The sequence below is a fragment of the Luteimonas sp. WGS1318 genome (assembly GCF_043187535.1).
Taxonomy (GTDB): Bacteria; Pseudomonadota; Gammaproteobacteria; order Xanthomonadales; family Xanthomonadaceae; genus Luteimonas.
Genome location: NZ_CP171131.1, coordinates 554,387 through 576,013, shown reverse-complemented (window position 1 = coordinate 576,013; position 21,627 = coordinate 554,387). Strand labels below are relative to the sequence as shown.

General features: G+C 71.1%; 21 protein-coding genes. 14 read left to right on the top strand and 7 right to left on the bottom strand.

What is annotated here, in order from left to right; all coding sequences use genetic code 11:
- Positions 1-429 precede the first annotated feature (429 nt).
- From ACF3M1_RS02515 to ACF3M1_RS02485, 7 genes are all read left to right on the top strand, one after another.
- Complete coding sequence (locus ACF3M1_RS02515; protein ID WP_394003628.1) at positions 430-1,854, top strand: Do family serine endopeptidase; 1,425 nt, start codon at positions 430-432, stop codon at positions 1,852-1,854.
- A 58-nt stretch (positions 1,855-1,912) separates the two neighbouring features.
- Positions 1,913-2,269: a hypothetical protein gene (locus tag ACF3M1_RS02510; protein WP_394003626.1), complete on the top strand. Its 357-nt coding sequence runs from the start codon at positions 1,913-1,915 to the stop codon at positions 2,267-2,269.
- 9 nt (positions 2,270-2,278) lie between these two features.
- Complete coding sequence (locus ACF3M1_RS02505; RefSeq protein WP_394003624.1) at positions 2,279-2,830, top strand: phage holin family protein; 552 nt, start codon at positions 2,279-2,281, stop codon at positions 2,828-2,830.
- Positions 2,827-3,375, top strand: a complete 549-nt coding sequence (locus ACF3M1_RS02500; RefSeq protein WP_394003622.1) for a protein sip-5 — start codon at positions 2,827-2,829, stop codon at positions 3,373-3,375. The genes ACF3M1_RS02505 and ACF3M1_RS02500 overlap by 4 nt, the downstream gene beginning before the upstream one ends.
- A 49-nt stretch (positions 3,376-3,424) precedes the next feature.
- On the top strand, positions 3,425-4,546 hold the full coding sequence (locus tag ACF3M1_RS02495; RefSeq protein ID WP_394003620.1) for an AI-2E family transporter: 1,122 nt from the start codon (positions 3,425-3,427) through the stop codon (positions 4,544-4,546).
- An 81-nt stretch (positions 4,547-4,627) separates the two neighbouring features.
- Positions 4,628-5,341 carry an HAD family hydrolase gene (locus ACF3M1_RS02490; protein ID WP_394003618.1) on the top strand — a complete coding sequence of 238 codons (714 nt, stop codon included), beginning with the start codon at positions 4,628-4,630 and terminating at the stop codon, positions 5,339-5,341.
- Between the two features lie 15 nt (positions 5,342-5,356).
- Entirely contained in the window at positions 5,357-6,721 is a 1,365-nt protein-coding gene (locus ACF3M1_RS02485; RefSeq protein WP_394003616.1) for a leucyl aminopeptidase family protein, read from the top strand.
- 1 nt (position 6,722) lies between these two features.
- On the opposite strand, the gene ACF3M1_RS02480 is transcribed toward ACF3M1_RS02485, so the two are convergent.
- Positions 6,723-7,148 (bottom strand): hypothetical protein, encoded by a 426-nt coding sequence (locus ACF3M1_RS02480; RefSeq protein WP_394003614.1) that lies wholly within the window; start codon positions 7,146-7,148, stop codon positions 6,723-6,725.
- A gap of 196 nt (positions 7,149-7,344) precedes the next feature.
- On the opposite strand from ACF3M1_RS02480, the gene ACF3M1_RS02475 reads away from it, so the two are divergent.
- Positions 7,345-8,721 (top strand): VOC family protein, encoded by a 1,377-nt coding sequence (locus ACF3M1_RS02475; protein ID WP_394003612.1) that lies wholly within the window; start codon positions 7,345-7,347, stop codon positions 8,719-8,721.
- Between the two features lie 365 nt (positions 8,722-9,086).
- On the opposite strand, the gene ACF3M1_RS02470 is transcribed toward ACF3M1_RS02475, so the two are convergent.
- The 4 genes from ACF3M1_RS02470 to ACF3M1_RS02455 all read right to left on the bottom strand — a co-directional run bounded on the left by ACF3M1_RS02470 (position 9,087) and on the right by ACF3M1_RS02455 (position 12,805).
- Positions 9,087-9,716, bottom strand: a complete 630-nt coding sequence (locus ACF3M1_RS02470; RefSeq protein WP_394003610.1) for a response regulator transcription factor — start codon at positions 9,714-9,716, stop codon at positions 9,087-9,089.
- Between the two features lie 58 nt (positions 9,717-9,774).
- Positions 9,775-10,968, bottom strand: a complete 1,194-nt coding sequence (locus ACF3M1_RS02465) for a sensor histidine kinase (RefSeq protein WP_394003608.1) — start codon at positions 10,966-10,968, stop codon at positions 9,775-9,777.
- A gap of 110 nt (positions 10,969-11,078) precedes the next feature.
- Positions 11,079-11,849 (bottom strand): ABC transporter permease, encoded by a 771-nt coding sequence (locus ACF3M1_RS02460; protein WP_394003606.1) that lies wholly within the window; start codon positions 11,847-11,849, stop codon positions 11,079-11,081.
- A complete protein-coding gene (locus ACF3M1_RS02455) occupies positions 11,849-12,805 on the bottom strand; it encodes an ABC transporter ATP-binding protein (RefSeq protein ID WP_394003604.1) in 957 nt (318 codons plus the stop codon). The genes ACF3M1_RS02460 and ACF3M1_RS02455 overlap by 1 nt, the downstream gene beginning before the upstream one ends.
- A 247-nt stretch (positions 12,806-13,052) precedes the next feature.
- On the opposite strand from ACF3M1_RS02455, the gene ACF3M1_RS02450 reads away from it, so the two are divergent.
- From ACF3M1_RS02450 to ACF3M1_RS02430, 5 genes are read left to right on the top strand one after another with little or no spacing between them, the layout of a single operon-like run.
- On the top strand, positions 13,053-14,300 hold the full coding sequence (locus ACF3M1_RS02450; RefSeq protein ID WP_394003602.1) for an efflux RND transporter periplasmic adaptor subunit: 1,248 nt from the start codon (positions 13,053-13,055) through the stop codon (positions 14,298-14,300).
- 44 nt (positions 14,301-14,344) lie between these two features.
- Entirely contained in the window at positions 14,345-15,037 is a 693-nt protein-coding gene (locus tag ACF3M1_RS02445) for an ABC transporter ATP-binding protein (protein ID WP_394003600.1), read from the top strand.
- Between the two features lie 25 nt (positions 15,038-15,062).
- A complete protein-coding gene (locus tag ACF3M1_RS02440; protein ID WP_394003598.1) occupies positions 15,063-16,220 on the top strand; it encodes an ABC transporter permease in 1,158 nt (385 codons plus the stop codon).
- Positions 16,221-16,274: 54 nt separating this feature from the next.
- Positions 16,275-17,585 carry an ABC transporter permease gene (locus ACF3M1_RS02435; RefSeq protein WP_394003596.1) on the top strand — a complete coding sequence of 437 codons (1,311 nt, stop codon included), beginning with the start codon at positions 16,275-16,277 and terminating at the stop codon, positions 17,583-17,585.
- Positions 17,582-17,890 (top strand): hypothetical protein, encoded by a 309-nt coding sequence (locus ACF3M1_RS02430; RefSeq protein WP_394003594.1) that lies wholly within the window; start codon positions 17,582-17,584, stop codon positions 17,888-17,890. The genes ACF3M1_RS02435 and ACF3M1_RS02430 overlap by 4 nt, the downstream gene beginning before the upstream one ends.
- 870 nt (positions 17,891-18,760) lie before the next feature.
- Here ACF3M1_RS02430 and ACF3M1_RS02425 read toward each other — a convergent pair.
- Together ACF3M1_RS02425 and ACF3M1_RS02420 are read right to left on the bottom strand one after the other, a co-directional pair.
- The gene (locus ACF3M1_RS02425; RefSeq protein ID WP_394003592.1) at positions 18,761-19,375 is read right to left on the bottom strand and encodes an NTP transferase domain-containing protein; all 615 of its coding nucleotides are present in this window, start codon (positions 19,373-19,375) and stop codon (positions 18,761-18,763) included.
- Positions 19,372-20,394, bottom strand: coding sequence for an XdhC family protein (locus ACF3M1_RS02420; RefSeq protein WP_394003590.1), 1,023 nt, complete (start codon positions 20,392-20,394; stop codon positions 19,372-19,374). The genes ACF3M1_RS02425 and ACF3M1_RS02420 overlap by 4 nt, the downstream gene beginning before the upstream one ends.
- Positions 20,395-20,553: 159 nt before the next feature.
- Here ACF3M1_RS02420 and ACF3M1_RS02415 point away from each other — a divergent pair, with 159 nt between their 5' ends.
- Positions 20,554-21,621, top strand: a complete 1,068-nt coding sequence (locus ACF3M1_RS02415; RefSeq protein WP_394003588.1) for an alpha/beta hydrolase — start codon at positions 20,554-20,556, stop codon at positions 21,619-21,621.
- The last annotated feature ends 6 nt before the right edge of the window (positions 21,622-21,627 follow it).

Genomic DNA, 21,627 nt, shown 5'->3' with positions numbered 1-21,627 from the left:
GGGCATGGACGCGTCCGCAACGCGCGCGTTCACCAAGGCATCGTGCTGGAACCCCATCGCTTGCATCCCCTCTGCGGCGTGGCCTGCGGCTCGAAAGCCCTATCGGTTGGGCCGGACGACTGCACGTGCCCAAGATGTTGTGTCGAACGCGGAGGTCAACGCTACGCCCGGCCCCGGATCGTGTCAACGGCGTGACCGTCGCGCGGCGGCCGTCCTGGCCGCGACGGGCCGCAGTGCGCGCCCGCGCCTCTTGACGCATTTGCGGGCGGCCACACATGAATGCGAACTTCAACACCGATTCAAGCGGCCGCGGCGACACTGGCCCGCCCGCGCGGCGCAGGATTCACGGCGAACGCCGCATCGTGTGCCCGCCGTCGCCCGCTCACTTCCGCCGTCGCCCGCGACGGCCCCAGCCCAGGACTGCCTTCGATGCGCGCCAAGACCACGCTTCTCGCCCTGACCTGCGCCGCCGCGTTCGGCGGCTTTGCCGCGACCGCACTGCGCGACGTGGTGCAGCAGCCGGCCGGTGCCGTGCCGCCTGCGGCCACGGTGCCGCTGGTCGCCGCGTTGCCTGCGAATGTCGACGGCCAGGCACTGCCGTCGCTGGCGCCGATGCTGCGCACGGTCACGCCGTCGGTGGTGTCGGTGCAGACCAAACAGCGCGTGCGGGTGAGCCCGTTCGGCAACGACCCGTTCTTCCGCCGGATGTTTCCCGAGCTGTCGCAGGAGCGGATCAACGAATCCCTGGGCTCGGGCGTGATCGTCGATGCGGCCCAAGGCTATGTGCTGACCAACCACCACGTGATCGAAGGCGCCGACGACGTCTCGGTGACGCTGGCCGACGGGCGCACGGTGGAAGCGGAATTCATCGGTTCGGACGTCGACACCGACGTGGCGCTGATGCGCATCCAGGCCGACAACCTCACCGCGATTCCGCTGGCCCAGGACGCGAACCTGCAGGTCGGCGATTTCGTCGTCGCGGTGGGCAACCCGTTCGGCTTCGGCCAGACGGTGACCTCGGGCATCGTCTCGGCGGTGGGCCGCAGCAACGTGCCGGGCGTGGGCTTCCAGAACTTCATCCAGACCGATGCGTCGATCAACCCCGGCAACTCCGGCGGCGCACTGGTCAACCTGCGCGGCGAACTGGTGGGCATCAATACCGCCAGCTTCAACACGCGCGGCAGCATGGCCGGCAACATCGGCCTGGGCTTCGCGATTCCGATCGGCCTGGCGCGCAGCGTGATGACCCAGCTGGCGACGACCGGCAGCGTGCAGCGCGGCACCCTCGGCGTGGATACGCAGACGGTGGATGCGCGCATCGCCCAGGGCCTGGGCCTGGAGACCGCACGCGGCGCGGTGGTCACGCGCGTCTACAGCGGCTCGCCCGCGGCGAGTGCGGGCCTGCGCCCGGGTGACGTGGTGATCTCGGCCAACGGCCAGCGCATCGACAACAGCGAGGCGCTGCGCAACTTCCAGGGCCTGCAGACGCTCGATGCGCCGGTGACGCTGGAGGTGCTGCGCGACGGCCGCACGCTCAAGGTCGAGACCCGCCTGCGCGCATTGCCGCGCGACGGCGCGAGCTTCGATGCGCGCCTCACCGGCGCCACGCTGGCCGACATTCCCGAAGCGATCCGCCGGCAGAACGCACGCGCCGGCGGCGTGCTGGTGGAACGCGTGGAGGCCGGCAGCCGTGCGCATACCGCGGGCCTGCGCGACGGGGATCTGATCATCGCGGCGAGCAGCGGCGAGTTCCGCGATCTCGCCGGCTTCCGCGACGTGCTCGGCAACCGGCAGGGCGAACTGCTGCTGCGCATTTCACGCGGAGGACGCATCTACAACGTGATCATGCGCTGACGCTTTTTTCCGCCATCGCCTCCCGGCGAGGCGCGCCATCCCAACAGGAGCAAGCACCATGACCCCCACCTCGACCGATGCGGTGAAGAACAACCTTGGCGAAGCCGGCGCGCACCTGGCGCAGGCCGCACGTGACGCAGGCACCGCAGTGAAGAATGCTGCGAACGTGGCCGGCGACGAGCTCAAGCTCGGCCGCGCGACGGTGAAGTCGGATCTCGCCGATTCGGCGATGGCCGGTCTCGCGGCGGTCGAAGACGGCCAGGCGGCGGCCAAGGAACAGTACGACGTGCTGCTGGACAAGGGCCGCGACCTGGTCGAAAGCGCCGCCGACCTGATCCGCGAGCGTCCGATCGCCGCATTCGGCACCGCGTTCGCGGCTGGCTGGATCATCGCCAAGCTCGCGCGCAGCAAGTAAGTCCTGCACATGACCGAGCGCGTGACCGGGGAAGACCCGCGCGAGGACGAACCGGCCGGCAGCGCGGACCGCGCGCCGGGCGAGACGCCACATCTGGACGAGAGCATCCGCCGCATCCGTGCGGCGGCGAAGGAAACCGCCTCGTCCGGACTCGACAGCGGGCGCGCCCTGCGCAAGCTGATCTCCGCCGACTTCGCGCTCGCGCGCAGTGCACTTGGACGTGCACTCGCGTGGGCCGCGGTGTCGGTGGTGTTCGGCGCATCGGCGTGGCTGCTGGCGATGGGCGCGGCGATTGCCTTGCTGCAGTCCTTTGGACTGTCGTGGCTGGTGTCCATTTCGATCACGATGCTGGTGAGCCTGGTGGTCACCGGTCTGGCGGCCTGGCGCGTCTCGGTGTTCTTCGACCATGCCGGCATGCACGCCACACGGCGTCAGCTGACCCGGCTGGGTCTGTTTTCCGAGGCCAGCGGCGAGGACGAGGACGAAGAAACCCTCGATCCGCCGTTGCCGCCACCGCCCGCGGCGACACCGCCGGTGCCGAGCGGGAGCGCACCCCGATGAAATTCGAAGCCCTGAAATCCCGTGTCGAGCGCGCCGAAGCGCTCGTCGACGGCCGCCTGGTGCAGACGACCGACCGCTACAGCGCACTGAAGTCGAGCTGGCGCCAGGCCTGGACGCCACCGCGCATCGTCATCGCCGGCCTGGTGGCCGGCATGGTCGCCGGCGCCACCCAGCCGCAACGCGCGTTGCGCCGGCTCGGCAAGCTGGGCGGCCCGAAGTCGTTGCAGATGATCAGCGCGGTGTCCGGGCTGATGACGTCGATCCAGGCGACGATCGCCGCGGCCACCGCGGAGAAAGCAGCCAAGACCGCCGACGAAGCCGCGGAAACCGCGGACGACGCCGCCGAATCGGCAGGCGTGGCATCGGCCACGGCGCAGTCGCAGTCGCAGACCGCAACGGGCACGCGTCCGCAGCCGGCCGTTGCGGCGCCGGCACCTGCCGATGTCGCCGTGCCCGCCTCCGACCGGCGTCGCCCGGAGCCGGCTTACGCCGAGCAGCCGCGCCCGGCCGAAGCCGCCACCGAAATTTCGGAAAACGGTCGCTGACCGCCGCGGCGGACGCGATCGATCCATTGCCCGCGTCGAGGTCGTCCCGATGAGTGTGCCCACCACCGCGCCGCCGGACGACGACGCGCCCCTGCCCACGCCGACACCGGTGACGCCGCGCCCGCGCGCGTCCACCGCGCTCGTGGTGCTGACCACGCTCGCGGTGCTGGTCACCGCCTGGGCCGCGCAGGGCGTGATCCTGCCGGTGCTGCTGGCGATGTTCTTCGCGCTGGTGGGCAACCCGGTGCTGCGCGGTCTGCGCCGCTTGTGGATTCCGCGTTTCCTCGGCGCGCTGCTGGTGCTGTGCGCCGGGCTCGCGGCGGCCGGCACGCTGGGCGTGCAGCTCTACGGGCCGGCCAGCGAATGGGTGCAGCAGGCGCCCAAGCAACTGCGCTCGCTGGCGCCGCGACTGCAGTCGATGACGCAGCCGGTGCACCAGGCCAACCAGGCCGCCGAATCCTTCGCGCGGGCGACCGAGAACCGGCCGCAGCGCCGCGTGCAGCTGGTCGAGATCCAGGACAACGCCTCGTGGCGCACGCTGGTGGCCACGCCGAAGATGCTGGCCTCGGTGCTGGCGGTGGTGCTGCTGACGTTCTTCTTCATGGTCTACGGCGAAAACCTGCAGCGCAACGCGATCGCGCTGCTGCCCGACCGCCAGCGCCGCAAACTCACCGTCGACATCATGCTGTCGATCGAACGCGAGATCTCGCGCTACGTGCTGACGATCTCGATCATCAACACCCTGCTCGGCGCGACGTTCGCCGGTGTGCTGATGTGGATGGGCTTCTCGCTGCAGGACGCATTGCTGTGGGGCACGCTGGTGGCGCTGCTGAACTTCGCGCCCTACGTGGGCCCGCTGATCGGCCTGCTGCTGATGCTGCTGATGGGCTTCATCAGCTACGACGGCGCCTGGCCCACTGCGGCCTGGGCGCCGCTGGTGCCGGCGGCGATCTACCTGCTGCTGCACACCATCGAAGGCCAGTTCGTGACCCCGATCGTGCTCGGCCGGCGCATGGCGCTGTCACCGCTGCTGCTGGTGCTGGCGCTGCTGGTGTTCGGCTGGATGTGGGGCATCATCGGCCTGCTGCTGGCGGTGCCGCTGCTGGTCTGCGTCAAGCTGGTGCTGCAGCGCGTGGAAGGCTTCGAGGGCTGGGCGCGGCTGCTCGGCTGAGCCGGACGCCGCGGTCGATACGTCCCTCCGTGTGACGCGCCATCCCATGGGGGCGACGGGGCCACTCGCTACAATGGCCGCATGACATTCCCGGTCCGCGCCATCACCCTCGACCTCGACGACACGCTGTGGCCGTTCGCGCCGATCGGGGTGCGGATCGAACGCACGCTCGACGCGTTCCTGCGCGAACACAGTCCGCAGACCGCGGACATGTTCCCGGTCGAATCGATGCGCAGCCTGCGCGAGCGGGTGTTCGCCGAGAACGCACACCTGATGCACGACCTCTCGGCGTTGCGCCAGCTCACCATCGAACACGCGCTGCGCGAGAGCGGCGGCGACCTCGCCCTGCTCGATGCGGCGTATGAAGTGTTCTACGCCGAGCGCAACCGTGTGGAGTACTACCCCGACAGCCTGGCCGCGCTGGAGCGCATCGCCGCGCGCGTGCCGGTGGCGGCGGTGACCAACGGCAATGCCGATCTCGAACGGGTTGGCATCGCGCACCTGTTCGCCTTCAGCCTGGGCTCGCGGGAGCACGGCACACCGAAGCCGCATGCGAGCATCTTCCGCGCGGCCTGCGATCGCCTGGGCTGCGCGCACGGCGATGTGCTGCACGTGGGCGACCACATCGAGGCCGACGTCGCGGGCGCCGCGCGCGCCGGCCTGCGCAGCTGCTGGATCAACCGCGAGGACCGCCGTTGGGAGCATCCCGACCTGGCGCCCGATCTCGAATTCGACACCCTGACCGCGCTCGCCGACTGGCTCGATGCCGTGCCGACGGTCGCCGACCGCACCTGACCCGGGCTGACCCACATGACCGACACCACGACCGATCTCTTCGCCACCGACGCCGCTGCGGCCCGTGCATTGCACGTGGTGACGCGCGAGAGCTGCGCCGCGTGGCGCGGTGCGCAGCCCGCCGCCGTGCGCGCCTGGCTCGAGGCCCAGGGCTTCGACGCGGCACCGGGCGCGCTGGTGCTGCTGCCCGGCGATAACGGCCTGGCCGGCGCGGCGATCGGCATCGGCGATCCGCGTGACCCGGACAGCTATGCCCACGCGCCCTACGGCCTGCCCGAAGGCGACTGGCGCGTGACCGGCGCGCACGAGGCCGCCGCGCTGCAGCTGGGCTGGGGCCTGGGCGCGTACCGCTTCACCCGCTACAAGGCCGCCGCCCGGCGCCCGGCGCGGCTGGCAATCGACGCGGTGGATGCGGAGATCGTCGATCTCGTCGCCGCGACCACGCGCGTGCGCGATCTGGTCAACACGCCGACCGAGCACATGGGCCCGGAGCAGATGGAGGCCGTGGTCCGCGACATCGCCGCCGCGCACGGCGCGACATTCCAGAGCATCGTCGGTGACGCGCTGCTCGAGCAGAACTTCCCGGCGATCCACGCCGTCGGCCGCGCCTCGCATCGCGCCCCGCGCCTGCTGCAACTGGACTGGGGCGATGCGGCGCATCCGCATGTCGCGATCGTCGGCAAGGGCGTGTGCTTCGACACCGGCGGCCTCGACATCAAGCCGGGCGACGGCATGCGCAACATGAAGAAGGACATGGGCGGCGCCGCGCACGCGATCGCGCTGGCCGAGCTGGTGATGGCGCGCGCGTTGCCGCTGCGCATCACGTTGCTGGTGCCGGCGGTGGAGAACGCGATCGCGCCGAACGCCTACCGCCCCGGCGACGTCATCGCCACGCGCAAGGGCATCCACGTCGAGATCGACAACACCGATGCCGAAGGCCGCGTGGTGCTGTGCGACGCCCTGGCCTACGCCGGCGAGCAGTCGCCGGACGTGATCCTCGATTTCGCGACGCTCACCGGCGCCGCGCGTATCGCGCTGGGCCCGGACCTGCCGGCGCTGTTCTCCAACGATGATTCCCTGGCCGGGGCCTGGATCCAGGGCGGCGACGCCATGCGCGATCCGGTCTGGCGCATGCCGTTGTGGCGGCCGTACCTGCGCTATCTGACCAGCAGCGTCGCCGACATCGCCAACGCCGGCTCACGCATGGCCGGCGCGGTGACTGCGGCGCTGTATCTCGAACGGTTCGTGCCCGAGGGCACGCCATGGGCGCATCTCGACACCTACGCCTGGAACGACAGCAGCCGCGCCGGCCATCCGCAGGGCGGCGAGGCGCTGGGCCTGCGCGCGGCGTGGTCGATGCTGAAGGCGCGCGCGGGCTGAGTCAGCGCAGCCAGCCGCGCCGCGCCGCGGTGCGCGAGAACGCCCAGATCGCGAAAACCATCAGCAGCAGCACGCCCGACATCGCCAGGCCGGCGGCGCCGCTGGCGGCCCACACCGGCGCCAGCGCGTAGCTGGCGAGCGTCTGCACCGCGACCGCGATCAAGGAGACCAGCAGCATCGGCGGCGCCCAGCGGCGTGCCAGCAACAGCGCGATCGAACCGGCGGTGCCGGCGATCACGGCGAGACCGAAAACGCCATTGATCCACGCCGGCAGCGCGGCCTCGAGCGCCTGCTGCTCGGGCGGCAGCACCGCCGCCTGCTCGGGCGTGGCCGCGACGCGCAGCACGAACACAAGCAGGCCGAACAGGTTCCACAGCAAGGCAGTCAGCGCGATCACGCGGGCACCCAGCGGCATCGGTGACGACATGGCGGCAAGTTCCGGCGCGTGCCCGAGCGGCACCGCACGAGGGTAGCAGCTGCCCCGGTCGCGCCGACGCGCCGCGCCCGCCAGGTGCGCGGCGCAGCGGCGGCTGAAGCCGGACCTGCGCGCGATTCCCGCACCGGCCCGCGGCAGGCGAAAATACACGCTCCGCCGGGCCGCGCCCGGTGCCAGCCCGGTTCCGATGGCCACCTCCCCGCACCTGCACCCCGACGAGATCCGCCACCTGTTCGCCCAGGCCATGTCGCGCATGTATCGCGACGAGGTGCCGCTGTACGGCGCTCTGATGGAACTGGTGGCCGAGGTCAACGCCGCGACGCTGGCCGGCGACCCCGCGCTGGCCGCGCGTCTGCAGCGCAGCGATGCGCTCGACCGGCTCGACGCCGAGCGCCACGGCGCGATCCGCGTCGGCACGCCGCGCGAGCTCGCGACGCTGCGGCGGCTGTTCGCGGTGATGGGCATGCAGCCGGTCGGTTACTACGACCTCGCCGTTGCCGGCGTGCCGGTGCACGCGACCGCATTCCGTCCGGTCGACGCCGCGGCGCTGGCGCGCAATCCGTTCCGGGTATTCACGTCGCTGCTGCGCCTGGAGCTGATCGAGGATGCCGCGCTGCGCGAGGAAGCCGCTGCCATTCTCGACGCCCGCGAGATCTTCACCCCGCGCGCGCTGGCGTTGATCGAACACTTCGAACAGGCCGGCGGGCTGAGCGCCGACGACGCCGCCGAGTTCGTCGCGCAGGCGCTGGAGACCTTCCGCTGGCACAGCGAAGCGACCGTCTCGCACGCGACCTACCAGGCGCTGCTGTCGGCGCACCGGCTGATCGCCGACGTGGTGTGCTTCCGCGGCCCGCACATCAATCATCTGACGCCGCGCACGCTCGACATCGACGCTGCGCAGGACGCGATGCAGGCGCGCGGCATCGACGCCAAGGCGGTGATCGAAGGCCCGCCGCGTCGTCGCTGCCCGATCCTGCTGCGCCAGACCAGCTTCAAGGCGCTGCAGGAGCCGGTGCTGTTTCCCGCCGGCGACAGCGCCGACGCCGGCACGCACACCGCGCGCTTCGGCGAGATCGAACAGCGCGGCCTCGCGCTGACGCCGAAGGGCCGCGCGCTCTACGACACCCTGCTCGCACGTGCACGCGAGGCGGACGGCGCCGGCAGCACCGGCGACTACGCGTCGCGCCTGGCGGCGGCGTTCGCCGAATTTCCGGACGACGACGACACGCTGCGTCGCGAGGGCCTGGGCTATTACCGCTACGCACTGACCGATGCCGGGCGTGCGGATCCATCGGCAGTGTCGCGCAGCGATGTCGACACGGCGATCGCCGCCGGCCTGGTCACGGCCGACCCGGTGGTCTACGAGGATTTCCTGCCGGTCAGCGCGGCCGGCATCTTCCAGTCCAACCTCGGCGGCGGCGAACAGCGCGCGTATGCCGCGCAGGCGAACCGCGATGCGTTCGAGGCCGCGCTCGGTGCGCAGGTGCATGACGAGTTCGCGATCTATGCGCGGATCGAGCACGCGTCGCTGGCGGCGATCGGGCACGCAGCGGAGACGCACTGAGGCAAGCCGGTGGCCGCAATGGCCGCGTGCTGACGCTCTGGCGCCCGGAGCCCCAAACGCGCGCAACTGTCCATCAACCGTCATTCCCGCGAAGGCGGGAATCCAGCATCTCTGGCCGCCGACCTCATTGCGCGTGACGGCACGGGACGACCCGCCACGCGGCGCCGGAAGACCTGGGTGTGGCGGCCGACGGCCCGGCGTTCGCCTGGATGACGGTGGGCGCATGCGCCACGCTGACGGCATCCCGTCAACCTCCTGCGCACCGGTCTTCGGGTGTGCCGTCCTCCATCAACCGTCATTCCCGTGCAGGCGGGAATCCAGTGACTTTGACGGCCGACGTCATTGCGCGTACCCCGGCAAGCCCGCTACAACCACCCCTTCTGCCGCGCCAAGCGGTAGGCCTCGATGCGATTGCCGACGCCGAGCTTGCCGATCGCTTCCGACAGGTAGTTGCGCACGGTGCCGTGCGAAAGGTGCAGCTGCGCGGCGATCTCGCTGGCGCTCATGCCCTGCCCGGCCAGGCGCAGCGCCTGGCGCTCGCGGTCGCTCAGCGGATCGGGTTCGCTCCAGGCATCGAGCGCCAGTTGTGGGTCGATCGCGCGTCCGCCGGCATGCACGCGGCGCAGCGCGTCGGCCAGTTGCTCGGCCGGTGCGTCCTTGAGCAGATAACCGCCGACGCCGGCATCCAGCGCGCGGCGCAGGAAACCGGCGCGCGCGAAGGTCGTCACGATGACCACGCGCATCGGCAACTCGTGCCGCTGGATGCGCTGCGCGAGTTCGAGGCCGGTGAGGCCGGGCATCTCGATGTCGGTGACGAGGATGTCCGGCGACAGGCGCTGCAGTTCGCGCCAGGCCGATTCGCCATCGCCGACGCTGCCGACCACCGACAGGTCGTCTTCCAGATTCAGCAGTGCGGTCAGCGCGCCGCGCAGCATCGCCTGGTCTTCGGCGATGAGGATGCGGAGCGGTGCTTCGGAAGTCGGGATGCGCGGCATGGCGATGACGTTAGCAGTTGGAAGGCGGTCGACAGGCATACGAGGCGTGCGTGGCGGATCACTCTGCCTGTGGCGCGCCCAACGGAATGCGCGCATCGATCCGCGTCCCGTCGGCGCCGCTGTCGACGCGCAGCTGTCCGCCCAGCGCCTCGATGCGTTCGCGCATGCCCGACAGGCCGTTGCCGGGCACGATCGCGCCCCCGCGACCGTCGTCGCTGACCTGCAGCCGGACCGTGTCGCCTTCGCGCGAGAACTGCGCCTGCGCGCTGTGCGCGTGCGCGTGGCGCTGCAGATTGGTCACCGACTCGCGCAGCGTCATCGCCAGTGCGGTCTCCACGGCGGGCGACAGGCCGGCGCCTGCCACGGTGTCGTCGAGGCTGTAGCCGAACGCCACCCCGTCGGTCTCGAGCAGCAGGCGCGCGGATGCGAGTTCGGCTGCCAGGCCTGCAGCGCGGATGCCGCTGACGGCCTGCCGCACCTGGGTCAGCGCATCGCGGGCGATGCCGCCGACCTCGCCGATCTCGCGCTGCGCGCCGGCGGGATCGCGCTCGACGAGGCGCCCGGCGAGATCGGCTTTCAACGCGACCATCGACAGCGTGTGTCCGAGCAGATCGTGCAGGTCGCGACCGATGCGTTCGCGCTCCCCGACCGCGGCGAGCCTGCGCACTTCGTCGTGCGACAGCCACAGCGCGGCGTCCTGCCGGTTCTTCAGACGCCCCACGTGCACCAGCAGGCCGATCATCACCGTCGTGACGGGCATCCACGCCAGCGCCGCCCATGGATAGCCGAGCACGCGCGCCCAGGCCAGCAGCACCGCGTTGAACACGAGCAGCGCGAGCACATAGCGCCAGACCGAGTTGCGCGACAACGCGCCGAGAAACACGCAGCCGAACACGAAGTAGCTCAGGCTCGACACGTACCAGGGCAGCAGGCCGAAACACAGCGCGATCATTCCGAACGCGCACCACGGCGAGCGGCGCGCCGGCAACAGCAGTGCACCCGCGAACAGCGCGAGGAAGACGGGATACGACAGCAGCGTCAGCAGCACCCAGCGCAGGTCGTACCCGTACGGCGAGAACATCGGCACGACGAACACCCACACCGACCAGAACACGTGGATGCCTTCGCTCCACGCGGGTCGGCCCTGACGCAAGGCGCTGCCGATGATGGAATCCGGCGCGGCCCGCAGGCCTGCGAAGGTGGGCATCGTCGTGGCGGCCGGCTCGGTCTGCATGTCGCGCAGCGTAGCCATCTCAGGCCCGGACCAGAAGCGGTGCGGGTCGCAGGCTCTGCAGTCCGGCGCGCCGGCCGCGTCCGGGTGTCGGCGTCACTGCACGTCCTTGGCCGGCGAAGCGGACACGCTCAGACGGCGCGCGCGAGGCGGCGCAGCGCGAGCACGCAGCAGGCCACGGTCACGACGGCCAGCACCAGCAGATGCAGCCAAGGCGACGTGGTCGCCGGCTGCCCGGTCACGCCCAGCGCGATCTGCGCCAGGTGCCAGGCCGGCCACAGCGGGGCCAGCCGCGCGAACACGTCGGGCAGCATCGCCAGCGGCAGCCACAGGCCGGACAGGAAGGCCATCGGCAGGAACAGCAGGTTGACCCAGGCCGGCGCTGCATTGGCGCTGGCCACGCTGCCGAGCAGCAGGCCGATCGCGCAGAACGGCAACGCGCCGAGTACGGTCACCGTCCACAGCAGCGCCCACTGCCCGGCCGCCAGCGACACGCCTCCGAAGGCCACCGCCAGCAATGCGAGTTCCAGCACGATGGCGAGCGCGAACAGCATCGCGATCAGCATCCGCGCGACCAGCCACGCGCTCGGCGGCGCCGGCAACGCGCGACGCAATGCGAAGAAGCCGCGCTCGCGGTCGATCGCCAGCGTGACCGAGAAGCCGAACAGGCCCGCGCCCATCGCGCCGAATACGCCGTAGGTCGCCAGCAGGTAACGGGCCGCCTCGCCGCTGCCGCGACTGCCGAGCAGCAGGCCGAACATCACGTAGAACAGCGCCGGGAACAGCAGCGTCGGAATGATGTACATCGGCTCGCGCAGCAGCCGCAGCAGTTCGCAGCGCGTGTCGAGCAGATAGCAGCGCAACAGCCCGACGCGCGCGCCGGTTTCGATCGTCGTGTCCATCACGCGGCCTCCTGGTTCGAATCGGACATGGGTGCGGCCGGCGAGGTCATCGCGACGAAGGCATCGGCAAGACCGGCGCGTTGCACGTCGAGGTCGGCGAGCTGCGGGTCCGCGTCGAGCAGCCGGCGCAGCACGGCTTCCGCGTGCTCGGCCATGACCACCAGGTGCCCGTCGACGTTCGTCGCCGTGCGCACGCCCGGCCAGGTCGCCACGACATCGGCGGGCACGACGCTCGCGCAGCGGATGCGCCGCTGCGCGACCTGCGCACGGATCTCGCCGATGCTGCCGTCGGCACGCACCCGGCCGGCGTCGAGCACGACGACGCGATCCGCCAGCGCTTCGGCCTCTTCCAGGTAATGCGTGGTCAGCAGGATGCCGACGCCGTCGGCGACCAGGCTGCGGATCGCGCGCCACACCTGCTGGCGTGCACCGATGTCGAGGCCGGTGGTCGGCTCGTCGAGGAACAGCAGCTTCGGCCGTCCGCACAGCGCGAGCGCGAACTGCACGCGGCGCTGCTGGCCGCCCGAGAGCCGCCCGTAGCGCCGGCCGAGCAGGCCGTCGAGTCCGGCCAGCGCCACGCAATCGGCGACGCTGCGCGGCTGCGGATACCAGCTGCGCGCCAGGGCGAGCAGTTCGCCGACCTGCAGGCGTTCCGGCAACTGCGCCTGCTGCAGCATCACGCCGATGTGCCGGCGCGCGTCGAGGTCGGACGGATGCCGGCCGAACAGCGTCACCTCACCGCTGTCGGCGGCCTGCAGACCGAGCAGGATCTCGATCGCGGTGGTCTTGCCGGCGCCGTTGACGCCGAGCAGCGCGGTGACCTGACCGGATGGCAGCGCGAGATCGACGCCGTCGAGCGCCTGCACGGTGCCGCGGCGGCGGCGCACGCCACGCAGGCGCGCGAGTGGTGCCGGTATCTGCGGCGTGGTGTCTGCAACGAGCGGGGCTTGGCGCATTTCGGGTCCTCCGGGTTGCCCGCAGTCTCGTGCGCGGCGCCCGGCACCGGCAGACGCAGGCGTCATCTCCTGCAGGTGACACCCGTCAGGTGACCCGCGGCCGGGAAGCGCGCAGACTCGGCCCGGCGCATCGCTGCGCCTGCTCTGCTCGGTACCCCGTCGGAAGCTGACTTCCCGCAGGTTGGATCGCCTGCATCCCCGCGGTCACACTCCCGCCTGTCGTCACGTCCTGCTTTCCATGGAACCCATGAATACCAAGGCCGACCTGCTCAACGAACTCCGCATCGACCGCAAGGCGCCGCCCGAGCCGCCGCGTCGGCGCCGCCTGTGGATCGCCGTCGCGGTCGGCGTGCTGCTGCTTGTCCTGATTGCCGGCTGGGCGCTGTTCGGGCGCGACGGCGGGGTCGAGGTGCGCACCGCGCCCGTGGTCGCGATCGCCGCCGGCGGCGCGAACGCATCGGTGCTCGACGCCACCGGCTACGTCGTCGCCCGCCGCACCGCGACCGTGTCGTCGAAGATCACCGGCCGCGTGCGCGAGGTGCTGATCGAGGAAGGCCAGCGCGTCGAGGCCGGCGACATCATGGCGACGCTCGATCCGATCGACGCCGATGCACAGCGCAGCCTCTCCGCCTCGCAGCTCGCCGCCGCGCGCAGCCAGACCGGCAGCGTGCAGGCCCAGCTGGCGCAGGCCGAGGCCGATGCGACGCGCTTGGCCTCGCTGGTCGACCAGCAACTGGTGTCGCGCTCGCAGTACGACCAGGCCGTCGCCCAGCGCGACGCCTTGCGCGCGCAGCTGGTCAGCGCGCAGCGCAATACCCAGGTCGCCTCCGCGTCGCTGGCGATCGCCGATCTCGGCGTCGACAACACGATCGTGCGGGCGCCGTTCGCCGGCATCGTGATCGCGAAGTCCGCGCAGCCGGGCGAGATCGTCTCGCCGTTGTCGGCCGGCGGCGGCTTCACCCGCACCGGCATCGGCACGATCGTCGACATGGATTCGCTGGAAGTCGAAGTCGATGTCGGCGAGGCCTTCATCGGCCGCGTGCAGCCGAAGATGCCGGTCGAGGCCACGCTCAATGCCTATCCCGACTGGACGATTCCCGCCGAAGTCATCGCGATCATTCCAGCGGCCGACCGCGGCAAGGCCACGGTCAAGGTGCGCATCGCGATCAAGCAGAAGGACGCGCGCATCGTGCCGGACATGGGCGTGCGCGTGAGCTTCCTCGAAGCGCCGAAGGCGGACGATGCGCAGCAGCCGCGCGGCGTGCGCGTGCCCGGCGCGGCGATCGTGCAGCGCGATGGCGACGACGTCGCCTTCGTGCTCGGCGAGGACAACACCGTGACGCAGCAGACGCTCGAGACCGGCATCGCGCTCGGCAACGATCGCCAGGTGCTGTCGGGCGTCAACGCCGGCGACACCGTCGTGCTCGACCCGCCCGAGACGCTGGCCGACGGCGCGAAGGTGCGCATGGCCGCCTCCGACGCCGACAGCCGTTGATCGCACCACACATCCATCGAGCAGCATCCAACCCGGAGTGCGCCATGTCGTCCCTCGTCAGCATCCGCAATCTGCAGAAGACCTACCAGCGCGGCCCGGAAAAGGTCGAGGTGCTGCACGGCATCGATCTCGACATCCCGCGCGGCGATTTCGTCGCGCTGATGGGCCCGTCGGGGTCGGGCAAGACCACGCTGCTGAACCTGATCGGCGGGCTGGACACGCCGACCTCGGGCGAGATCGAGATCGAGGGCGAGCGCATCGACCGCATGAGCGCCGGGCAGCTGTCGAACTGGCGCAGCCGCCACGTCGGCTTCGTATTCCAGTTCTACAACCTGATGCCGATGCTCAACGCGCAGAAGAACGTGGAACTGCCGTTGCTGCTGACCACGCTGGGCGCGGCGCAGCGCAAGCGCAACGCGGAGATCGCACTGACGCTCGTCGGCCTCGCCGACCGGCGCACGCACAAGCCCAACGAGCTGTCGGGCGGCCAGCAGCAGCGCGTGGCGATCGCCCGCGCGATCGTGTCCGACCCGACGTTCCTGATCTGCGACGAGCCCACCGGCGATCTCGACCGGCAGAGTGCGGAGGAGATCCTCGGCCTGCTGCAGGAACTCAACCGCGAGCACGGCAAGACCATCGTCATGGTCACGCACGACCCGAAGGCCGCCGAGTACGCGACCCACACGATCCATCTCGACAAGGGCGAGCTGGTCGACACGCCCGTCGGCGCGCACTGACCCACCGCAACCGGGAGACGGCACGATGAAATACCTGTCGCTGGTGTGGGCCCAGCTGTTCCGCAGCAAGACACGCACGCTGCTGACCCTGCTGTCGGTGGTCGCGGCGTTCCTGCTGTTCGGCATGCTCGATTCGGTGCGTGTGGCCTTCAATTCGGGCGGCAGCGTCGACGGCGCGAACCGGCTGATCGTCGCCTCGCGGCTGTCGATCACGCAGTCGCTGCCGGTGCGCCTGCAGTCGCAGATCGAGGCGATCCCCGGCGTGCGCCAAGTGACCTACGCGATGTGGTTCGGCGGCATCTACCAGGACCAGCGCAACTTCTTCCCGAACTTCTCGGTCGCGCCGAACTTCTTCGACGTCTACGGCGAATACGAGGTGCCGCCCGACCAGTTGCAGGCCTTCCGCGACACGCGCACCGGCGCGGCCGTCGGCGAGGCGCTGGCCAAGAAGTTCGGCTGGAAGATCGGCGACACGATCCCGATGCAGGCGACGATCTTCCCGCGCGGTGGCAGCAACGACTGGCCACTGGAGCTCAAGGCCATCTTCCGCGTCAAGGACCGCAGCAACGTTGGCGCGGAAAACCAGTTGATGATGAACTGGACCTACTTCGACGAATCCAACGACTACATCAAGAACCAGGTCAGCTGGTTCACCGTGCAGCTGGCGAATGCCGACCAGGCCTCGCGCGTGGCGCAGGCGATCGATGCGATCTCGGCGAACTCCGACCATGAGACCAAGTCGCAGACCGAGTCCGCGTTCCAGCAGGCGTTCGCCAAGCAGTTCGCCGACATCGGCCTGATCGTCACCGCGATCATGGGCGCGGTGTTCTTCACCCTGCTGCTGCTGACCGGCAACACGATGGCGCAGGCGGTGCGCGAGCGCATCCCCGAACTGGCGACGTTGAAGACGCTCGGCTTCACCGACGGCACCGTGCTGGTGCTGGTGATGGTGGAATCGGTGCTGCTGGTGGTGATCGGTGGACTGGTCGGCCTGGGCCTCGCCTCGGCGATCATGCCGGGCGTGAGCGCGGCGAGCGGCGGCGCGATCGCGCTGCCCACGGTGCCGGCGCAGACCTGGCTGATCGGGCTCGGCCTGATGGTCGGCATCGGCATCATCGTCGGCGTGCTGCCGGCGCTGCGCGCGCAGCGTCTGAAGATCGTCGATGCGCTGGCAGGGCGCTGACGGCATGACCCGCTGCATTTCCTTGCGTTGTACGACCAACCGGATCGGACCGACATGAAAAGCCCGTGGCTCTGGAACCTGCTGTCGATCGTCGCGCTCGTCGTCGGGCTCGCGGTGTGGGTGCTGCTGCCCTGGTACGGCGTGCTGGCGATCGCGGTCGCCATCGCGCTGTGGCTGGTGCTCACGCGCGGCGGCCGCCTGGCCCTTGCGGCGGCGCGCATCGGCATCAGCAGCCTGCCGCAACGCTGGGGCGCCTCGTCGGTGATCGTGGTCGGTATCGCCGGCGTGGTCGGCGTGCTGGTGGCGATGCTGGCGATGGGCGAAGGCTTCAAGGCGACGCTCAACAGCACCGGCGACGAGACCTCGGCGATCGTGCTGCGCGGTGGCTCGCAGGCCGAAACCAATTCGGTGATCACCCGCGACCAGGTCCCGCTGATCGGCACGCTGGCCGGCATCGCACGCGATGCGCAGGGCCGCCCGCTGCTGTCGCCGGAGCTGTCGCAGGTGGTCAACCTGCCGTCGAAATCCGACGGCAGCGACGTCAACGCGCAGTTCCGCGGCGTCGGCGAACTCGCCTGGGCCGTGCACGACAAAGTGCGGATGATCGAAGGCCGCACGTTCGCGCCGGGCCTGCGCGAGATCGTCGTCGGCCAGGGCGCGCGCGGCCAGTTCCGCGGTCTGGAGGTCGGCAAGACGCTGACGCTCGGCAACCAGCAATGGACGGTGGTCGGTGTGTTCGCCTCCGGCGATGCGCACGATTCGGAGCTGTGGACCGATGCCGAGACGCTGGCGTCGACCTACAACCGCAGCGCTTACCAGTCGATCACCGTGCGCACCGAGGGCACCGCCGGGTTCACCGCGTTCAAGACCGCGATGGATGCCGACCAGCGCCTGAAGCTCGACGTCTCGACGACGCGCGCCTACTACGGCAAACAGTCCGGCCAGCTCGCCACGATCATCAACGTGCTGGGCACGGTGATCGGCGCGATCATGGCGGTCGGCGCGGTGTTCGGCGCGCTCAATACGATGTACGCCGCCGTCGCTGGCCGTGCGCGCGAGATCGCGACGATGCGCGCGATCGGGTTCCGCGGCCTGCCGGTGGTCGTCGCGGTGATGCTGGAGACGATGCTGCTGGCGCTGCTCGGCGGCCTGCTCGGCGGACTGCTGGCCTGGAGCATCTTCAACGGCTACAGCGTCAGCACGCTGGGCAGCAACTTCAGCCAGGTGGTGTTCCAGTTCAAGGTCTCGCCCGAGCTGCTGTGGAACGGCCTGAAGTGGGCGCTGGGCATCGGCCTCGTCGGCGGCCTGTTCCCCGCCCTGCGCGCCGCGCGCCTGCCGGTCACCGCGGCGCTGCGCGCGACATGAGTGCCGCATCGCCGGACACGTTGTCGAACGCGGAGATCGCGCGCGAGATCCAATCGCTGCAGAAGCGTGCGTTCGAACGCTACGAGGACGCCGCCCTGCAGGCCGAAGCAGACCCCACGCGCGCCGACGCCATCTACGCTCGCGTCGAGCGCGACACCGCGCCGTGGATCACCCGCGCCACCGCGCTCAACGACGAACGCGTCGCCCGCTACCGGCGCCGTGCGCAGCGCTGGCGCACAGCCGCGCTGTCCGTCGGACTCGTCGGTGCGTGCGTCGTCGTCTGGATGATGGTGCGCACGGCCTGACACCCCGCAGACGCGCGCTCGCGTGGGAGCGGCCTTCTCCAACAAGCGGATCCGGGGGCGGTCGGTTCGGGAAGGTCCCCATCGCGCGCCAGCGCGCTCCTACACGTGGACGACGCCCGATGGACGATGCCGTCCCGGACCCACGCACCCCCGTAGGCGCGCGCTCGCGCGCGAAGGCATTCCCCGAGACGGTCGATCAGGCGCGTGGCATTTCGCGAACGTCCCATCGCGCGCCAGCGCGCTCCTACGCCGCTCGTTGCGCGTGGACGACGCCCGATGCGCGGTGCTGTCGTGCACTCGGCCCACGCACCACCCCGTAGGCGCGCGCTCGCGCGCGAAGGGCATTCCCCGAGACGGTCGATCGGACACGTGGCATTTCGCGAACGTTCCATCGCGCGCGCCGCGCTCCTACGCCGCTCGGCGCGCGTGGACGACGCCCGATGCGCGATGCCGTCGTGCTTCTCGGCCCACGCACCACCCTGTAGGCGCGCGCTCGCGCGCGAAGGGCATTCCCCGAGACGGTCGATCGGACGCGTGGCATTTCGCGAATGTCCCCATCGCGCGCCAGCGCGCGCCTACACCGCTCGGTGCGTGGACGATGCCCGATGCGCGATGCCGTCGTTCACTCGGCCCACGCGCAGCCTTGTAGGAGCGCGCTCGCGCGCGAACGCTTTCCCCGATCAACAACTCCAGCGGACTCGCACTCCACCACTATTCCATCCCACGGCGACGCGCGCCGAGCGTCGCGAAAGAATGCCGTGCACACCACGACGCGCAGAGGCGTCGTACCTCATTCGCACGGCGCTCGCCCCGTCGCGCAGATGCCGGCGGCTCGGGAGACTCGCGAGCAACACGGCGCAGCAGGCGCCATCAATCCTCCGCATCGAGGATGCCGTCCGCCTGCGCCGCCCGCAGCGCGTCGGGCGTGTCGACGTCGCGCGTCAGCAGCGGCGCCTGCAAGCGAAACAGCGCGTCTTCCGGCAACGCCGCGAGCAGCGCCCCGAAGCCGCGGTCTCCCGCCAGCGCATCCACCTGCGCGAACAGCGCCGGCGACAACACCGCCGGCGCACCGGGACGCGTGCCGTGCATCAGCGCCGCGCAGCCGGACGGCGCCGCGCGTGCGCCGTCGAGCAGCGCGCGCAGATGCCGCGCATCGAGCGCGGGCTGGTCGACCCCGGTGACCAGCACCGGGCCACGGTGCCCCTGCAGCACGCGCGACGCGGCGAGCAGGCTGGCGGACAGACCGGCGTGCCAGTCCGGCACGTCGTGCAGTTCGATGCAATGCGACCGCGACACGAGTTCGGCGGCCACCGCGTCGCGGGAGGCGCCGAGCATGACCACCAGCCGGCAAGGCGCGGTCTCCGCGACCAGCCGCACGACGCGTGCGACCAGGGCTTCGCCATCGCGGCGCAGCAACTGCTTCGGTCGCCCCAGCCGCGCACTGCCGCCGGCGGCGAGCACGATCGCGGCGTGGGCCACCGTCACGGGCGGCGTCCGTGCCGCCACGCCTGCAGCTGCGCGGCGATGCTCAGGCCGATGGCCTCCGCGCCGCGGCCGCCGAGATCGAGTCCGATCGGAGAATGCAGGCGCGCACGCAGCGCGGCGTGCGGCGCGGTGGGCAGCAACCGGAACAGATCCTCGCTGCGTCGCCGCGGGCCGAGCAGGCCGACGAAGGGCACCTGCGTCGCGGACAAGGCGTCGAGCGCGTCGAGATCGAGCTCGAAGTTGTGGTGCATCACCAGCGCCGCGTCGTACGCCGGCCCGTCGGCGAGCGTGGCCGCGACGCCGTCCGCGCGATGCCGGTCCGCCAGTGCGGCGAGCGGCCGCCAGCGTTCGCGGGATTCGACCAGGGTCGTCCGCCAGCCCAGGTCGCGCAGCAGCGGCAGCAGCAGCGGCGTCTCCGGGCCGCCGCCGCACAGCAGCAGTTGCGGCCGGGCGGCGGACGTCAGCGACCAGGTGTCTGCCGACGTCCACCCGGGTACGTCGGCATCGAGCGTCCAGGCCTGCTTCAGCGCACCGGTCTCGAGCTCCACGGTGCCGGCGCGCCCGATCGTCCAGTGCGCGGTCCCATCGCCGTCGAGCCAGGCCTGCAGCGGCGCCTGCACACCCGGCAGGCGCGTGACCGGCAGCAGCGCCAGCCGCAGACGGCCGCGACAGCCGAGCGCCGATCCGGACATGAGCGCGGCATCGTCGCGGGTGTCGATCTCCATCCAGCCGATCCGCCCGCTCGCCGCGACCTCGGCCGCGCGGCGTGCGATCTCCGGCTCCAGGCAGCCACCGCTGAGCCAGCCCAGTTGGACGTCGTCAGGGCCGAACAGGGCCATCGCCCCGGCACCCGAATAGGTGGAGCCATCGGTGTCGAGCACCAGCGCCAGCGTGGCCGGTGCGCCGCTGCGCACCGCCTCGCAGACGGCGGCGACGACCGCGTGCGCGGGGGCGGGCCGCGCGATGCCGGCAGGGATGGAGACGACGGGTGACGTGGGCGAATCGGTGGCGGCGGGCATCGCGGCACTGTGCCAGAGTCGCCGTCGAGGCCGCACACACGGCAGTGCACGCGACCGGCCGATGAACGGCGGCCCGCTGTCATGCCGGTGTCATGCGCCTGCGGTAGCGCGGCCGCCCGGTGCGTCGCTAGCCTGCCCGGCCGTTCGCTGCCCCCGCCCATGCGCCGCCTCATCGCCCTCGTCGCCCTCTGCCTGCTGCTGGCCGGTTTCTCCTCGTGGCCGGGGCTGCCGAACACCCTGGCCGCGCATCTGGTCGCGCCGTCGGGCACGTCGCCGCTGCTGCCGGCGGACCGCATCGACGCCGCCTACGCGCGCCTGCCCGCGCGGAGCGGCTACGTGACGACCTCGGCCGGCGTGCCGCTGTTCTGGCGCGCACTCGATCCCGGTGACTACCGGATGCAGTACACCTGGTCGCGGCCGGTCGACGATCCGCACGGCATCGCATTCGACCTGGACTTCGACACGCCCACCTCGCCCGCGCCGGCGCCGCGCGGCACCGTGCTGCTGCTGCATGGCTGGATGATGGACGGCGGCTCGCTGCTGCCGTGGTCGCTGGCGCTGGGCCAGGCCGGGTATCGCACGATCACGATCGACCTGCGCAATCACGGCCATTCGGGCCGGGCCCCGTCGGGCTACGGCACGCGGGAGGCGCACGACGTCGTCGACGTGGTGGCCGCGCTGCGCGCGCGCGGCGAGATCCGTGGGCCGCTGCACGTGTTCGGCGTGTCCTACGGCGCAGCGACGGCGCTGTTCGCATCGGCGGATCCGCGTCTCGGTGCTTCGCGCATCGTCGCGCTGGAGTCGTTCGACAATGCCGGTGCGGCGATCCGCGACATGGTGCCGCACATGCTCGAAGAAACCGGCGGTCCGTGGACGACGCAGCTCACCCGGACCTGGCTGCGCTGGCGCATCGATGCGCGGGTGGTGGATGCGGCGGTCGTCCGGGCCGGCGAGACGCTGGCGCTGCCGCTGGACCAGGTGGACGTGGGCGCGGCCCTGGCCCATAGCCCGGCCTGCGTGCTGCTGGTGCACGGCAGCGCCGACCGTCACGTGCCGGTGGCCCACGGCCGCGCACTGGCGGCAGCGGTGCCCGAGGCGCGCTATCTCGAACTGGCCGGCGAGGACCACCTCAGCCTGCCGATGCAGCTCGACCGTCTCGCGCCGTCGGTGATCGACTGGTTCGGCGCGTCGACCTGCCCGGCCACGGCGCTCGCCGCGGCCGGTTGAAGGTGC

Coding starts and splice junctions, on each gene's coding strand:
- ACF3M1_RS02515 (WP_394003628.1), top strand. CDS start 430: ATGCGCGCCAAGACCACGCTTCTCGCCCTGACCTGCGCCGCCGCGTTC.
- ACF3M1_RS02510 (WP_394003626.1), top strand. CDS start 1,913: ATGACCCCCACCTCGACCGATGCGGTGAAGAACAACCTTGGCGAAGCC.
- ACF3M1_RS02505 (WP_394003624.1), top strand. CDS start 2,279: ATGACCGAGCGCGTGACCGGGGAAGACCCGCGCGAGGACGAACCGGCC.
- ACF3M1_RS02500 (WP_394003622.1), top strand. CDS start 2,827: ATGAAATTCGAAGCCCTGAAATCCCGTGTCGAGCGCGCCGAAGCGCTC.
- ACF3M1_RS02495 (WP_394003620.1), top strand. CDS start 3,425: ATGAGTGTGCCCACCACCGCGCCGCCGGACGACGACGCGCCCCTGCCC.
- ACF3M1_RS02490 (WP_394003618.1), top strand. CDS start 4,628: ATGACATTCCCGGTCCGCGCCATCACCCTCGACCTCGACGACACGCTG.
- ACF3M1_RS02485 (WP_394003616.1), top strand. CDS start 5,357: ATGACCGACACCACGACCGATCTCTTCGCCACCGACGCCGCTGCGGCC.
- ACF3M1_RS02480 (WP_394003614.1), bottom strand. CDS start 7,148: ATGTCGTCACCGATGCCGCTGGGTGCCCGCGTGATCGCGCTGACTGCC.
- ACF3M1_RS02475 (WP_394003612.1), top strand. CDS start 7,345: ATGGCCACCTCCCCGCACCTGCACCCCGACGAGATCCGCCACCTGTTC.
- ACF3M1_RS02470 (WP_394003610.1), bottom strand. CDS start 9,716: ATGCCGCGCATCCCGACTTCCGAAGCACCGCTCCGCATCCTCATCGCC.
- ACF3M1_RS02465 (WP_394003608.1), bottom strand. CDS start 10,968: ATGGCTACGCTGCGCGACATGCAGACCGAGCCGGCCGCCACGACGATG.
- ACF3M1_RS02460 (WP_394003606.1), bottom strand. CDS start 11,849: ATGGACACGACGATCGAAACCGGCGCGCGCGTCGGGCTGTTGCGCTGC.
- ACF3M1_RS02455 (WP_394003604.1), bottom strand. CDS start 12,805: ATGCGCCAAGCCCCGCTCGTTGCAGACACCACGCCGCAGATACCGGCA.
- ACF3M1_RS02450 (WP_394003602.1), top strand. CDS start 13,053: ATGAATACCAAGGCCGACCTGCTCAACGAACTCCGCATCGACCGCAAG.
- ACF3M1_RS02445 (WP_394003600.1), top strand. CDS start 14,345: ATGTCGTCCCTCGTCAGCATCCGCAATCTGCAGAAGACCTACCAGCGC.
- ACF3M1_RS02440 (WP_394003598.1), top strand. CDS start 15,063: ATGAAATACCTGTCGCTGGTGTGGGCCCAGCTGTTCCGCAGCAAGACA.
- ACF3M1_RS02435 (WP_394003596.1), top strand. CDS start 16,275: ATGAAAAGCCCGTGGCTCTGGAACCTGCTGTCGATCGTCGCGCTCGTC.
- ACF3M1_RS02430 (WP_394003594.1), top strand. CDS start 17,582: ATGAGTGCCGCATCGCCGGACACGTTGTCGAACGCGGAGATCGCGCGC.
- ACF3M1_RS02420 (WP_394003590.1), bottom strand. CDS start 20,394: ATGCCCGCCGCCACCGATTCGCCCACGTCACCCGTCGTCTCCATCCCT.
- ACF3M1_RS02415 (WP_394003588.1), top strand. CDS start 20,554: ATGCGCCGCCTCATCGCCCTCGTCGCCCTCTGCCTGCTGCTGGCCGGT.